Annotated in this window: 12 protein-coding genes; 5 read left to right on the top strand and 7 right to left on the bottom strand. The window is 70.2% G+C overall.

What is annotated here, in order from left to right; translation table 11 throughout:
• Position 1 precedes the first annotated feature (1 nt).
• From ABT116_RS15060 to ABT116_RS15080, 5 genes are all read right to left on the bottom strand, one after another.
• The gene (locus tag ABT116_RS15060; protein WP_351632748.1) at positions 2-295 is read right to left on the bottom strand and encodes a hypothetical protein; all 294 of its coding nucleotides are present in this window, start codon (positions 293-295) and stop codon (positions 2-4) included.
• Positions 296-415: 120 nt separating this feature from the next.
• Positions 416-4,789, bottom strand: a complete 4,374-nt coding sequence (locus ABT116_RS15065; protein ID WP_351632750.1) for a golvesin C-terminal-like domain-containing protein — start codon at positions 4,787-4,789, stop codon at positions 416-418.
• A gap of 237 nt (positions 4,790-5,026) precedes the next feature.
• A complete protein-coding gene (locus ABT116_RS15070) occupies positions 5,027-5,506 on the bottom strand; it encodes a hypothetical protein (RefSeq protein ID WP_351632753.1) in 480 nt (159 codons plus the stop codon).
• A gap of 11 nt (positions 5,507-5,517) precedes the next feature.
• Complete coding sequence (locus ABT116_RS15075) at positions 5,518-6,525, bottom strand: hypothetical protein (RefSeq protein ID WP_351632756.1); 1,008 nt, start codon at positions 6,523-6,525, stop codon at positions 5,518-5,520.
• A gap of 12 nt (positions 6,526-6,537) precedes the next feature.
• Positions 6,538-7,053 (bottom strand): hypothetical protein, encoded by a 516-nt coding sequence (locus ABT116_RS15080; protein WP_351632758.1) that lies wholly within the window; start codon positions 7,051-7,053, stop codon positions 6,538-6,540.
• Between the two features lie 450 nt (positions 7,054-7,503).
• On the opposite strand from ABT116_RS15080, the gene ABT116_RS15085 reads away from it, so the two are divergent.
• Positions 7,504-8,055, top strand: a complete 552-nt coding sequence (locus ABT116_RS15085) for a DUF488 domain-containing protein (RefSeq protein WP_351632760.1) — start codon at positions 7,504-7,506, stop codon at positions 8,053-8,055.
• Positions 8,056-8,060: 5 nt separating this feature from the next.
• On the opposite strand, the gene ABT116_RS15090 is transcribed toward ABT116_RS15085, so the two are convergent.
• Together ABT116_RS15090 and ABT116_RS15095 are read right to left on the bottom strand one after the other, a co-directional pair.
• Positions 8,061-8,693, bottom strand: coding sequence for a hypothetical protein (locus ABT116_RS15090; protein WP_351632762.1), 633 nt, complete (start codon positions 8,691-8,693; stop codon positions 8,061-8,063).
• A 126-nt stretch (positions 8,694-8,819) separates the two neighbouring features.
• Complete coding sequence (locus ABT116_RS15095; protein ID WP_351632765.1) at positions 8,820-9,893, bottom strand: type I phosphomannose isomerase catalytic subunit; 1,074 nt, start codon at positions 9,891-9,893, stop codon at positions 8,820-8,822.
• Positions 9,894-10,190: 297 nt separating this feature from the next.
• Between ABT116_RS15095 and ABT116_RS15100 the strand changes: the two genes are divergently transcribed.
• From ABT116_RS15100 to ABT116_RS15115, 4 genes are all read left to right on the top strand, one after another.
• Complete coding sequence (locus ABT116_RS15100; protein WP_351632768.1) at positions 10,191-11,657, top strand: alanine racemase; 1,467 nt, start codon at positions 10,191-10,193, stop codon at positions 11,655-11,657.
• Positions 11,654-12,973 carry a pyridoxal-phosphate dependent enzyme gene (locus ABT116_RS15105; protein ID WP_351632771.1) on the top strand — a complete coding sequence of 440 codons (1,320 nt, stop codon included), beginning with the start codon at positions 11,654-11,656 and terminating at the stop codon, positions 12,971-12,973. The genes ABT116_RS15100 and ABT116_RS15105 overlap by 4 nt, the downstream gene beginning before the upstream one ends.
• A 5-nt stretch (positions 12,974-12,978) precedes the next feature.
• Complete coding sequence (locus tag ABT116_RS15110; RefSeq protein WP_351632774.1) at positions 12,979-14,175, top strand: aminotransferase class V-fold PLP-dependent enzyme; 1,197 nt, start codon at positions 12,979-12,981, stop codon at positions 14,173-14,175.
• A 90-nt stretch (positions 14,176-14,265) separates the two neighbouring features.
• Positions 14,266-14,910 (top strand): class I SAM-dependent methyltransferase (locus ABT116_RS15115; protein WP_351632777.1); only part of this gene is annotated, 645 nt, incomplete at its 3' end.

Genomic DNA, 14,910 nt, shown 5'->3' on the forward strand with positions numbered 1-14,910 from the left:
TCTAAGCGACGCGCGCCCCATGGCGTTCCGAGTGGCGGGCGCGGCGCCGTGCACGCGGTTCCTCCAGGGTGCCGACGGCCTCGACCACGAGGCGGACGCAGCACGAGAAGGCGGTGAGGAGCGCCGACGCGAGGAACGCCCCGTCCCAGACGACAGTGGTCAGGATGAGGAGCGCCGCCCCCCACACCGCCGCGGCGGCGGCCCCTGCCCGGCGGTGCATCGGGAACAGCAGCCATGGGACGACCGGGGCGAAGAAGAACATGGCGAAGCCTATGAGCAGTGCTGCGGCGGCCATGGTGGGCACCTCGCTCATCTCTCACAAAGGAGGGGTGGCCCCCGGTCTCGGGGGCCACTTTCACTCTAACGAGCCTCTGCATGGACGCCGTGGGCGACCAGGCTCCGTCCTGGCGCGCGACTACCGCGTGTACGGGGCGTCGGGCGTCTTGTCCGGCGCGTTGCAGAAGTGCGCCGTGTCCGGGTCGATGCCCGGGTTCGGGTCGGGCGCGTAGACCACGATGTCCCACGGGTTGCCCGAATGGCCGCCGGTCATGGTGCAGTTCGCGTACGGGTCGTCCGTGCTCGGCGGGGAGGCCGGACCACTGAAGTGGTAGAAGTCGCCCGTCGTGATCGGCGCGCTGGAGCCGGTGAAGGCACCGGTCAGGTCGATGGCTTTGTCGTTGCGGTACAGGTACTGGCTCGGCATGTAGCTGGAGCGCAGGATCGAGGCACCGCTGACCTGCTTGACGGTGCCGTCGGCGCAGCTCTTGAAGTCCAGCTCCTGCCAGATCGGCGGGGCCTCGCCGAAGATCGACCCGGTGACGCCCGGCTTGAAGAACATGTTCCGGATCTCCTGGGACATCAGCGCCATGGGATTGTCGGACGAGCCGGTGTCGCTCGAGACCCGGTTCACCCAGTCCTGCACGCTGTCGGTGAGCGACTTGTCCGCCAGGGCGCTGCGGTAGCCGATCGAGCCGCCCGCGGTGTGCATCACCGCGACACAGGTGCCGCTCGCGTCCGTGACCACGTTGTCGTTGTCGTCGGTGATCACGGGCTTCACGCCGATCGACTTGTATGCGCGTCCGGGCAGGATGCCGTTGCTGTTGGTCGCGGTGGTGGTCGCCCTTCCGTCGTGGACGTTCAGGTCCGTCGTGGTGTAGTCCAGGTCCGGCGGCGTGGTGCCGTAGTCCGTCTGGAGCGCGGCGAAGAACTCCCGCACGAAATCCGGGATGTGGGTGTCGGCGGTGCGGTCGTCGTAGGACACGCTCTCGCTGCCCTGGATGATCTTCCCGTCGGCCGTCTTCACGTACGAGACGGTGGCCTTGTTGTACATCTTGTACGCGCCGTCGTCCGTGCCGAACCAGTCCGGCCTGCTGTCGGAGGCGGGCCGCTTGGTGTACGGGTTGGCGAAGTGCATCCAGGCGGGGACGCTGGAGCCGTCGGGGTGATCGGTGGTGCTGGTGCCGGCCTGCGTCACCTCGTCGTGCCACCGCTGGGCGGCGGCCTTGGTCTCCGGCTTGACGCAGGTCGGGGAGCCAGCCGTGTCGATGCAGGTGGGCAGGGCGGTGATCTTCCCCGAGACGTCCAGCGCCCAGTCGTGCAGGGCCTGACGCGATTTCAGCGGGGTGTCGAAGATGCTCGACTCGGGCCGGACGTCGATGTTCTGGTCCTCGTCGAAGAATGCGTCCGCCTCGACGGTGTCCGAGACATACGTGCCCTGCACCGGCTGGAAGGCGACGGCGCCGTAGGCGACGTCCTGGTCGGCGGTCCCGCCGTCGGCGTAGTTCACCAGCGTCACGCTGGGTGTGCCGGTGAACTTGTACGCGCCGAGCGACACCCACGTGTTGTTGTTGCCGTCCTGGTCGACGACCACGTCGCGGGTGCCCCCTGCCACGCCGGAGACGCTGTAATGCGCCTGCTTCGTCTGCGCCCCGGTGTCCGGTACGTGCACGTAGACCTTGGCGAGGTCGAAGGTGCCGTTGGGGATCCACGTGCCGCGGATCGTCATCGGGCCGGAGGTCGTGCCACCCAGATGGGCGTCGTCGCGGGTGTGCGTGTACCAGAAGTGGCCGCCGTAGCCGCCCCCGATCTGGTGCAGGTCCGCCTTGGCCTCGTAGTGCTGGTCGGCGTCCGCGTAGAACGTGAAGCGGAAGGTGCCGTCGGACCGTATCGCGCCGCAGTCGCTCCAGGTCGGAGTGCCATCGGACACGGAGGCGACGACGGTGGAGCCGGACGGGGCGCCGCTGCACACGGGGGTGCCGTTCTTGAGACGGTAGCCGCGGCCCGGCTCGGAGATCAGCGTCTGGTACTTGATGTTCTCGTTTCCGCAGGTGGTGGCGCAGTCGTCCTTCCAGGTCGCGTTCGACTGGTTCCACCAGTACTGCGCGTAGCAGGCGGCGTCCGGGCAGTCCGGCGGGTTGGCCGGGTCGCAGCCGTTGTGAACGTTGCAGAAGGTGCTCTTGGGCGGGGAGACCAGGGAGCGCTGGACGTCGTTGATCCACCAGGCGGGGCGGAAGCCCGCCGAGGAGAAGCCGGACTCACCCGCCCAGTCCTGGCGGCCCGAGGTGGCGTAGGAGAAGCCGGTGTCGATGGACCAGGCGGCCCAGCCCATCACCTTCTCCTCGTACGGCCAGTCCTGCGGGTGCGCCGCGTCGTGGTTGGCGTCCGGGTCGACCGTCGTGTCCATGAACGGTTTGTCGTTCTTGTACACCGGGTTGGCCGGGTTGTTGTACCAGCCGAGACCCCACGGGGTGCCGGGAGCGCCGGGAGCGTTGAAGCCGAGGTTGTAGTTCCAGGCGGCGGTGAACCAGTTCTCCACCTTGGCCGGGTCGTCGTTGTTGACGGTGACCGTCTGGCCTGCGGTGTGCACCTCGTTCCACTTGTCGGCGAGGATCTTCATCGACGCGGCGATGTTGCTCGCGTAGTCGACGGCGACGATCTTCTGCTTCCCCGGGGACAGTGAGGTCTCGTTGTCCTTCTCGTGCCCGGCCATTCGCATGCCGTCGGTCACCTGGCCCACGCCGTAGCCGCAGTCGGACTTGTCCCAGTGGATCTTCCAGTAGTCGGCGAGCGTGCCACCACTCTGGTGACCGTAGTAGCCGTCCACCGCCGCCAGCGGGCTGCCCATCTGGCCCGGGATGGCGCCGGACTCGGCCTGCCACAGGTTCGATTCCTGCGCCAGGATGCCGAGCATGACGTTGACCGGGATCCGGGCGCCGGCGGCACCGTTCAGCGTCGGCTTCGGGAAGAGCCCCTGCGGGTCGACCGTCCCCAGGCCCGCCTGGCCGCGGTAGTCGCCCTGCCGGATGTAGCCGGCGGTCAGATCACCGCGCACGGCCATGTCCACGGCCCACTCGACCTGGTTCGGCGTCGGTTGCAGCGCCTGTGCGTCGACGTCGTTGCGGGAGACCGAGCACCAGCGGTCCGGGTCGGTCGGGTCGTGTGCCGGGTCGGTGTCCGTCGTCGTGGCGGCGAGCGATGTGCGCTCCAGCTGGGTGTGGAGGCCGGCCGGTGCGTTCTCCGTGACCGGCTTGGTGCCTTTGCCCAGGGCGGGCGAGGACTTCTCGGTGCCCGCGGCCGCCTGCGGCGCCACCTTCTGGGTCACCTCGGTGCCCGTGGTGGTGGCGGTGGCGGTGATGGTGGTCGGCTCCGTCTTCGCCAGCGTCTTCGGTGACACGGCCGGCGCTTCCGCCTTGGCCCGAGTGGTTCTGGTGAAGCCGCGTCCGGCCTTCTGGACGCGGTCGAGACCGGCCCTCATGCCGGGGGTGAGGACCGGGTCGACGGCGAACCGGCCCTGCGTGGACACGTCGGTGCCGGCCGGCACGTCGAGCCGGGTGATGCCCGTGCCCCGGGTGTGCACGGCACCGGATGTCCTGCCCGTCAGATACGCCGTGCCGGGCCCGCCGGCGGCCAGGTCGAGTGCGCCGGGCTTGCCGGAGGCCACCGTGGCCGCCTTGCCGTGGCCGCGCCAGATCTTCACCGTGTGCTTCTTCGTACCGCGCTCGACGAAGGCGATCTTCTTGCCGTCGGCGTCCAGCGGCCGGATGTCGAAGGCGACCGCGTCCGCGGACGTCACCTTCTTCGTCCTGCCCGACGTGCTCTTGCCCGTGTCGCCGAGGCGGACCAGATTACGGCCGAGGGCGCCGACGGCACCGCCGGTGACCGGCGCGGCCGAGGTGATCTCGCCCTTCACCGACGCCTGGGTCAGCTGCCTGCCCGCCGTGTCCACGGTGACCACGCGGGTCTTCGTCCGGTCCGGGTCGTTCATGTCCCGGTAGGTGGTGAACGCCGCCGTGTGCGCGGAGGAGTTGCACGTCGGGTCGAAGTACGCGAGTGACGCGGTGAACCCGAGCTTGGTGACCGAGCCCGTGCTGGTGTTGACGACGGCCGTGAAGGCCCCGCCCTGGAACAGGTCGGGCTTGTTCGTGAACGTACGCGGCGCGTAGACGACAGCCGCGTGGTCACGGTCCATCAGGCACTGGTTGCCGATCCAGGAATCGGCCGGCATGCCCGGCTCGGCCAGGATCGCCGCGGTCTTCCACGCGTACGCCTTCTTCGAGTCGGCGACCAGGATGTGCAGGCCGTCCGCGTCCGCGGCGGCCGTCACCGCCCGGTCCTGCGAAGTGTTCCACCCTTTGCCGAGCTTCTTGCCCGGGTCCTTGATCCGGCTGGAGGACGGCGCGGACGCGGAGTCCTTGGGGGAAGTAGACGTGTCCGACCAAAGGTTGTGGCCGGATTTGGATTTCGAGCCGGATTCGCCGCCCGGCGTGCCGAATGCGGGGGCCGCGCTCAACAGACCACCGCCCAACGCGGTGCACGCCGCTATGACGATCAAAGGTCTGTGAATTCTTCGTCCAGGTCTCAAGACACAAATCCCCTGTCTTCCCGTTTCACTTGAGAGTTGGGAATGACGGCACTGCGCACCGAATCAGGGCGTCGCACGCCGCGTCAGACGGTCAGCAGTCAGCGGCCGACTCGCCCACGCAAAGACGCTCGACCGGAAAACCCCGGCCGGACGTCCCTTCAATTCCTATTTCCGATCGACGATGGGAGTGAACTCATCGACGTAAATCTTCGGTACCCGCGGAACCGGACCCATGTCTTTCGAGCCGATCAGCGCATTCTCCCGCCCGGTTTTTCCCGGAGGGACGTCCTGAAGCCAGAACCGGTTGTACGCGGTCCAGCCCGCACCGTCGGCAATGCTGATCTGGACCGAGTACGTGGTTTTCCGCTCGTAGGTGTTGGCTACCTCGATCTCGGTACGCACACCGTTGCTTTCCGGTGCGGCACGCACGGTCAGGTCTCCGTACACCAGCACTCGCGTACGGCCTTCGGAGTGCACCGATGGCACGGGCGATGGACGTGCCTGCGGACTGCCCTGCTCAGCGCTCTGAGTCACCGGCCGCCGCGACGCGGGCGCCTTGTCGGCGGCGCCGTCCGTACACCCGGCGGCCAGCACGCACGCCGCTGTCAGGCACAGTGCCCGGATCATCCACGGTCCGAGCGCCACTGCACCCGTCCTCACCGGGCGGAATCCGCCAGCTGCTTGCTCGCAGCGGCGACTTCGATGCCGTGCTGCTCCTTGATGCCGGTCAGCCGGCTCTTGTTGTCGCCGATCTGCTTGTCCTGGATCGCCGACTCCACACCGAACCAGATCTTCACCAGGTCCGTCTGCGTCTTGCAGTCGATGTCGTCGACCGCCAGCGCGATGGACTCCTGCGTCGCCTTGCCGTCGTTGGTGACCCCTTGGTCCATGGCCTTGTACGGATCGGCAAGTCCCTGGTGTCCCTTGCCGTCCATGCATGACGACCAGGCGGCGGTGGCCTTGATGACCTTGTCGTCCTTCAGGGACTGTTCCAGGCTGTCGCCGGCGAGCTGCGCCACGAAGGTCGGGTCGGCGTCCTTCACACCGAGCTGCTCCTTGGACCAGCCGACGCAGCCACCCGTCTTCAGTTTCTTCCCGTTGTACTCCGCCCGAGCCGGCTTCGTGCCCCGGTTCGGGGCGGCGACCGGCTCTCCCGCCTTGACCGCGTTGGGCGGTTCGGGCTTGGTATGGCCGGTCAGGACCTCGACCTCGACACCGGACAGATCGCGCACGGTCTGCTCGGTGTGCTCCTGCAGCGCCGGGGGGAGCTCGTAGCCGTACTTCTCGGCCTCGGCCCGGTCGGTGATGCCGTAACGGCGTTCGATGTTGGCGTCGTTGTCGCTGGGCGGCGGGTTGGCGCCTGCCAGCGGCAGCGTCAGGTCGATGCCGTAGTCCTTCATGCAGGACTGCTGAAGATCGTCGGCGGCCTGCTCGACGGTGACCTGGTCCTCGTAGGAGTCCATGTACGCCTCCAGTGGGAGGGTCAGACCCTTGGTCAGGCCACGGGTGGGGATCTTCTCGGGCCAGTTCTCCTTGTTCACGATCGGTCTGCCGTCAGCCGCGTTCTGCGTGGTGTGCGCGCTCGTGACGGAGGAGCAGGCGCTGACCAGGAGAGCTGAAGCGGCCAGGGCTACGGCGGTGGCGGTCCGCTTGATGTTCTTCACCGGGAGTCCTTCTTACGCGAAGTGGGAGGAGGCGTTGTTGTTCTTCAGGGCGGAGATCAGGTCGGTGATGTTGCAGTCTCCGTAAGGGCCGTTCTTCGCGAAGTACTGAGAGGTGCCGCCGTAGCCCGAGTTGTAGTAGACGCGGTAGTTGTCGCTTTCGGCGCAGTTCTGCACGGACGCCGCGTTGTTCTTCATGTACTGGCCGTTGCCATTGCCGCCGTTGCCGAAGACGTACCGGTAGGTCGACAGCGACGAACCCTCGTACTGGCTTGTACCCCAGTGGTCGGACACGTTGCTGTAGAACGTCGTGTACGCCGACTTGATGTAGCCATCCTGGATGGCGATGTCCTTCGAGTTGTAGAACAGCCACAAATCACCGTACGAGCAGGTGATCCACGGAACGTCACAGTTGTCACTGACGTTGTAGGTGGCCGCCTGGGCGGGTGCGGCGCCGAACAATAGCGACGCACCCGCGACAAGGACGGTTCCGGCCGCAGCCAGCTTGGCGCGGGCAGACTTGACTGTCATGATCGCTCTCCCCCCAACCGGCGCCGCGCGGCGTCGGTGACACAGTGTCAGTTGCGGTTTGCGCGGGCTTTTTTCAGACGGTGCAATATCCGCGGACGGGCGAGAAGCTATCACCCTCCTGTGTAAAGAAAGGCACAAGAATCCGATCAGCAATTGTCAAGAGTTTGGTCCGGGTCACGCGTGACCAGGCAGCGGCGGCTTTTCGCACGCTCGACGAGGACGCCGCTCCCGAACGCGGCCCCGGCGTCGAGTCCGCCCGTTCGACGGGGAAGGGAGCAGGGCAGCGGGGTCCTGTTCGCGGCGCGGCCGCCCGCGCGGCACATTTGCGCGGGCCAGAGGCTCAGGTCGGCGGAGCGTCGCAGGTCACAGGGCCTGCTGGTCCCTTCCGGGACATCCGACAGTGAGCGCGTACTCAGGTGTGGGCCCGGGAAAACGGGAAAGTCCGGACCTGTGGACGCGCTCCTGCTGACCTTCGGGCACAGCACCGCCGACCGGGACCGGATCGGCGAGCTGCTGCGTGATGCAGGCGTGACGGCCGTCGTGGACGTGCGGACCGCTCCCGGGAGCCGACGGAACCCAGATCTGCTGCGGGAGCGGCTCGCCGAGTGGATGCCGGCGGCCGGCATCGCCTACCGGTGGGAACCCGCCCTCGGCGGGTTCCGCCCGCTGCCCGCGGACAGTCCGGACGTCGTGTGGCGCAACGAGTCCTTCCGCGGGTACGCCGCCCACACCCGCTCCCCCGCGTTCGTGTCCGCGATGGACCGCCTGCTGCGGGAGGCGGCGGGTGCCCGCACGGCCGTCATGTGCAGCGAGGCGGTCTGGTGGCGCTGCCACCGCCGGCTGATCGCCGACTTCGCGGTGGTGGCCCGCGGCGTCCCGGCCCGCCACCTCATGCACGACGGGCGGCTGAGCACCCACACCCCGACGCCCGGGGTGCGGCTGCGCGACGACGGGCTGCTGGTGTACGACGGCCACGACGGACTGGCGGGGCAGGGCGGCTGAGCCCGTCAGTACAGCTTGTTCACCGCCGTCACCGTCGTGGCCTTGAAGTCCGCCACCTGGGCGTGCTGGAAGTTGCCCATCTGGCCCCAGCGGACGACCGTCACGGTCGCGCCGTCGCGGCCGACCGAGAAGAGGCCGATGTCGGAGGAGCCCCAGGCGGAGGCGGTGTGGATGCCGTAGACGTCGGCACCCTCCTCCACGTTCAGCCGGCCGTAGTACTTCTGGGTCGCCGTGATGTCGGGGTCCTGCTGCATCAGCTTCTTCGCGCAGCCGGCGAGGTCCTTGCGCAGCAGTGCCGCGAAGTCCTTCGCCCACTGCTCGCTGCGCCCCTCGACCGTCAGCTGCTGGGCGTTCGTGTCGTACTCCGTCCAGTAGTCCCGGTGCGTGGTGATGGACGGCAGCGCGTCGCCCACGCACATCGGCAGCGGGTCGGGCTGGCCGGCGGTGACCGGACCGGCGTACCAGGGCGAGGCCGGGTGCGGCGGCAGCTCGGCCGGCTCCAGGAACCGGGGCGTGTCGGAGGCCGGTTCGGTGGCCGCGACGGCCGGCACGGCGGCTGCGGCGACAGCGGCGACCGCCGCCAGCGCGGCCACGGTGGTACGGATGCCTCGGGTACGGATCTTCATGGTCTCCCCCATCGGTTTCCCCCGGCTTTCCCGGTCGGGTGCGCGGGCTTTGGCCCTTGCCCCCTGTACGACCCACCACCGGCCGCACCCGTTGCCCTGCGGGCCTGCTACGGATCGGTCCCGATTGTCACCGGCCCGCTACCGCGGACCGAGCCCCTCCCCGAGAGCGGCGACGGCGGCCGGGCCGTGGCCGGCGGCGAGGAGGGGGGCGCGGATGTCGCGCTCCGGTTCGGGGACGTAGCCGATCAGGACGTCGGCGGGGCCCTCGATGCGGACCTCGCCTAGGACGGCGGGCAGGAGGAGGGTGCGGGCGCGGTCCAACGGGCCCGTCCAGGAGCCGGCGGTGACGGTGACCGGGGCGCCCGCGTTGGTGAGGATCCGCACGGTGGAGAAGCGGTAGGACCAGGGCGTCGCCGTGCCGGCGGACCAGCGTTCGAGGGTGAAGTGCGGGCCGGCGCAGAGCACGGTGCGTACGACGCCGTCGTCCATGCGGACGCCGAGGCCGGGGTGGAACTCGGGTCGGGGGCCGGGGCGCCACTCGTCGAGGAGACGGTCGAGGTTGTCGTGCCACTCGTGGTCGGGTACGGGCGAGCCGTCCTCCATGCGGCTGCGCATGGCGTGCTGCTGGATGTCGGACGTCTGCTCGATCTCGTACACGAGGGTGTCCGGGCCGAAGCTGTGCAGGGTGCCGCCGGGGACGTAGACGGTCTGTCCCGCGCGGACCGGCAGGCGGCGCATGACCGCGTCGAAGTCCTGTGCCAGCAGCGCCCGGTGCAGGGTGTCGCGGTCCACGCCCGCGCGTACGCCGACCAGGGCGGTGGCCCCCGGTGCGGCGTCCAGGACGTGCCAGGCCTCCGTCTTGCCGTGGGGTTCGCCCTCCAGGCGCCGGGCGGTGTCGTCGTCGGCGTGCAGATGCACCGGGAGTGCCCCGCGGCCGTCGATGAACTTGGTGAGCAGCGGGAAGCGGGGGCCGGGCGGGAGCCGGGGGCCGAGCAGTTCGACCGGGTGCTCGGCCATGACCTGCCGGAGGGTGCGCCCGGCGAGAGGGCCGTCCAGGACGGTCGAGGCATCGCCCTCGACGTCGCTGACCTCCCATGTCTCGGCGACCGGCCCGTCGGGCAGCCCGGTGCGGCCCAGTCGCCCGGCGATGGCCCGGCCGCCGAAGACGTGCTGCTTGACGGGGGTGGTGAGCCGCAGCGGATGCCAGTCCACGTCCCTCCTCGGACGGGTCGGTTGCCGGTCTCGACGCGGAGTACCCCCGGGGCGAGAGGCACATGCGTGCTGCGCCTGGCGGGCCCGTCACGGGCCGTGGGCCGCGGATGCCGCCGCCTCGCGCCCGGCGCGCGCCGCTCCCCCGTCCGTGATCCGCTTCACACCGACCGAGGCCCGGGCCCGGGCCTTACAGGGCGTAAAGCGACCGAAGAATGGATATGGGTCATACGGCGATACGCGGGGAGTGTCCGACGTGCCCGGATGCCGGGTGCAGCGGCTTCAGGAGGGGGAGCGCGCATGGAGGGCAGGCCCTTGTACCTCGAACCGCGGCTGGAGCCACGGCTGAGGTCGCTCATGGCGGCGCACGGCACGCTGCACTCGCTCATCGACGCGCTCGGCTCCCCCCTGCACGTCGTGGTGCCGGACCAGATCGCCGAGAACCTGGAGCGGTTCCGGTCGGTTTACCGGGCGCACCATCTGTCGGGGCAGGTCTTCTACGCCCACAAGGCCAACCGGTCCAGTGCGCTGCTGCGGCGGCTCGCCGCGACGGACGCCGGCGTGGACGTCGCGTCGCTGGGCGAGTTGCAGCACGCGCTGGGTGCCGGGTTCGACGCCGGCCGGATCACGGCCACGGGTCCGAAGAACCCCGAGTTCCTGTGGCTGGCGGCCCGTACGGGAGTCACGGTCAGCGTCGACGCCGCCGCCGAACTGGACCAGCTCGCCGCCCTGGTGCGCAAGCACGCGCTCGCGCCGGTACGGGTGCTGCTGCGGCTGTCGGGCTTCGAGACGTCGGGGGTGAAGGTGCTGAGCCGGCGCAGCCGCTTCGGCACTCCCGTACGGGAGTTGGAGCTGCTGCTGGAGGCGGTCGAGCGGCATGCCGACGCCGTCGCTCCGGTGGGGGTGGCCTTCCATCTGGACACGACGAGCGTCGCGGAGAAGGCGACCGCCCTCGAAGGGTGCCTGGCCGCACTGGAGTTGTGCCGGAGCCGGGGGTTGCGGCCGCGGGCCGTGGACGTCGGCGGCGGGTTCGGCGTCAGCTATCTCGCCGAGCGGGAGCAGTGGGAGGCGTACACGAGCGGGCTCACCGCGGCCGTCCTCGGCCGGCGTCCGCCGCTGACGTGGGGCGGGCACGGCTACGGGCTGCGCAACGAGTCCGGCACCCTGCGCGGCACGCTCGGCCTCTACCCGGCCCACCGGCCCGTCGCCGGCGCCGCCTACCTGGACGAGCTGCTGGCCCAGCCCGCCGCCTCACTCGGCGGGCGGCCACTGGCCGCGCTGCTGCTGGAGCACCTGTACGACCTGCACACCGAGCCCGGCCGGGCTCTGCTGGACCAGTGCGGACTCTCGCTGGCGCGAGTTCTGGAGGTCCGTGGCCAGGAGACCGGTGGGCCACTGCTCGTACGGCTGGCCGCCAAGGCGGACGACATCGCCCTGGAGGACCACGGCGTGCTGATGGACCCGGTCGTCCTCCCCCGCGGTGGAGCCGGGCCGGGCGGGGGGCCCGTCGCCGTGCACCTCTTCGGCAGTCTCTGCCTGGAGAGCGACCTGATCACCCGGCGCACGGTGTTCCTGCCACACCGCCCGGAACCCGGCGACCTGCTGGCCTTCGCCAACACCGCGGGCTACGCCATGGACTTCCACGCCACGCGCGCCCAGCACCAGCCCGCCGCCCGCAAGGTCGCGGCCTGGCAGGACGGCGACGCCTGGCGCTGGTGCCTGGACGACCAGTTCTGGCCGATCACGCCCTCGAGGGGAGCTCAGTGAGGTACGACAGCATCACCGAGGCGATAGGCAACACCCCTCTGGTGCGGATAGACCCGGCCGTGCACGGCCTTCAAAACATCGACCTGTACGCCAAGCTGGAGATGCTCAACCCGTTCGGCTCGGTCAAGGACCGGGCCGCCTGGAGCATGGCGGGGCCCCTGCTGGCGGAGGCGGTCGAACACGGCAGCCAGGTCGTCGAGTTGTCCAGCGGCAACACCGCCAAGGCCCTCGCCCTCATCGCGGGCATGCACGGCCTGGGCTTCAAGAGCGTCACCAACCGGATGCGGGTGCCGGAGATCAAGGACCTCCTGCTGCTGCTCGGCGCGGAGATCGAGGAGCTGCCGGGGCAGAGCGAGTGCCTGGACCCGACCGCCACGGACGATCCGCTGACCCTGTTCCACCGGACGCTGTCCGCCTCCGGCAGCGCTTATCTGCACACCGACCAGTACTTCAACCCGCGCAACACCGAGGCCCATCTCACCGGTACCGGGCCGGAGATCGTCAAGGACCTGGACGGCCGGGTACCGGACTGGTTCGTCGCCTGTGTGGGCACCGCCGGTTCCTCCACGGGAGTCGCCCGCGCCCTGCGCGAGGAAGACCCGTCGGTGCGGGTGGTCGGGCTGGTGGCGGCCAAGTCCGACTTCATCCCGGGGATCCGCACCATCGACGAGGTGCAGGAGGTCGGCCTGTTCGACCCGGACACGTACGACACGATGGAATCGGTCAGCGCCGACGAGGCGATCGAGGGGATGCTGACCCTGAACCGCCGCTGCGGCATCCTCGGCGGGCCCACCGGAGGGGCGGCCTACTTCGGCGCGGTCCGTCATCTGCGGGCGCTGGACCAGGAGTCCGAGGAGCGACGGACCGCCGTGTTCATCGTCTGCGACCGGGTGGAGAGCTACCTGAGCTACGTCCGGCAGCGGCGCCCCGATCTGCTGGGCCGGCCGCCCCGGAAGAACTCGCCCGCCGACCTGTCCGACGCCGAGGTCGGCCGGGCGCCGTCCATCGGCGTGGCCGAGGCCCGGCGCTGGATCGACACCGACCGGCCGCTCGTGGTCGACCTGCGCAGCCCGTACGCGTACGCGGCGCTGCACATCGACGGGTCGGTCAACATCGTCGACGAGCTGTTCGCGGAACTCGTGCGGGGCGGCCTGCCGTTCAGCCGTCGTCAGCCGGTGCTGCTGGCCTGCCCGGTCGGTGAGCAGTCCGCGCGCTACGCGGCGCTGCTGACCCGGATGGGCCACCCCGACGTGCGCAGCCTGGCCGGCGGCATCATCGCCTGGCGGGACGCGGGCGCGCCCCTGGTGCGGGACTGACCGGCATGACCGCACCGCTCACCCGTGAGGATCCGCACCTGTGGCAGCGGGCGCTGCGCGCCCAGTTCCCCATCGTCACCGGGCATCCGGAGCTGGCGTACCTGGACAGCGCTGCCACGGCGCAGAAGCCGCAGGCCGTGCTGGACGCCGTGCAGACGTATCTGACGACGTCCAACGCCAACTCCGCGCGTGGCACCTACACCTGGGCCAACCGGACCACGGAGCTGGTCGAGCGGACCCGTGAGCGCGTCGCGCGCTTCCTCGGGGACGTACGGCCGGAGCGCTCCGCCGTCCACTTCACCGGCGGCACCACCGAGGGGCTGCGGACCGTCGCCCGTGACTGGCTGCCGGGTTTCCTGCGCGACGGCGACGAGATCGTCGTCCCGGACGCCGACCACCAGGCCAACATCGTGCCGTGGCTGGAGGCCCAGCGGCTGCTCGCTCGCGAGGGCGTGCGGGTCCGGGTGGTGCCGATGCCGTACCAGAGCGGCTCGCGGGACTACGACCACCGGGCGCTGGCCGAACGGGCGGGCCCACGCACCCGGTTCGTCGCCACGACCCATGTGCACCATGTGTACGGCGGCGACATGAACGTGCAGCGCATCCGCGAGGCCGTCGGTCCGGACGCGGTCATCTGCCTGGACGCCGCGCAGAGCGTCGGCCATCTGCCCGTCTCCGTGGCCGAGTTGGACGTGGACTTCGTCGTGTTCTCGGGCCACAAGGCGCTGGCCCTGCCCGGCTCCGGGGCGGTGTGGGCCCGGCAGGCGCGCGGGCCGGCGTTCGTGCCCGGGGGCTGGAGCGGCACCCCGAACACCGTGGGCATCGCCTCGCTCGAAGCGGCCCTGGACTGGCTGGACGCGGCCGGTCTCGACCGGATCGAGCGCTGGACGGCCGACCTCGCGACCCGCCTCACGGAGGGACTGCGCCGGCTGGACGCGTACGAGGTCCTCGGCTGCCCGCTCAGCCTGGCCGCCGGTACGACCGTGCAGCGCCGCCAGGGCATCGTGACCCTGCGGCACCACGCCATCGACTCGGGCGACCTGGGGTTCATCCTGTTCAGCCACGGGTTCATGGTCCGCTCCGACCATCACTGCCAGGGCGACGCGGGCGAGAAGACCGGATCGGTGCGGGTGAGTCTGCATGTGTACAACACCGTTGAGGAGATCGACCGGCTGCTGTCGGTTCTCGCCTCACTCCCCTGACACCGCCGACTATGCGTAATGGGAACCGTTTCCACCTGTAGGCTCTGACCGTCAGGAGTCAGGTGCGATACGGCGAGGTGGCGCGACCGGATGGGGCTGAGTCTGGCGACGGCGGAGCGATGGGTGGAGCGCTGGGAGCTCCAGCAGCAGCGGTACGCCGTCGACCGCGAGGAGCGGTTCACGGTGATCGCCGATGTCGTCGAGCACGCCACGGCGGGGTGTGCGCATCCACCCCTCGTCGTGGACCTCGGCTGCGGGCCCGGCTCCCTCGCGGCCCGGCTGATCCGGCGGCTGCCGGACGCGGAGATCGTGGCCGTGGACCGGGACCCCCTCCTGCTGGAGCTGGGCCGCACCCACCACCCGGACGCGGCCCGCTACGTCGACGCCGAGATCGGCGCGCCCGGCTGGACGTGGGCCCTGGATCTGGACCGGCCCCTGGACGCCGCGGTCTCCACCACGGCCCTGCACTACCTCGACCACGACACCCTGCTCGCGACCTACCGGCAGCTCGCCGTGCTGCTGCGACCCGGGGGCGTCCTCGTCAACGGCGACCACCTTCCCCAGGGCGAGACGGGCCCGGCCGGGATCGCCGCCCACGTCGGGCGGTGCCGGGCCGACCGGCAGCGCGTCTTCGCCCATGAGGACTGGGGCCACGGCCCGGGCGGCCCGTACGGCGAGGGCGCGGACCTCCTCGTCGAGCTCCTGGGACAGGCCGGGGGCCGGGGCCTCCTCGAT

This window comes from Streptomyces sp. NPDC002130, from assembly GCF_040296465.1.
GTDB lineage: Bacteria > Actinomycetota > Actinomycetes > Streptomycetales > Streptomycetaceae > Streptomyces.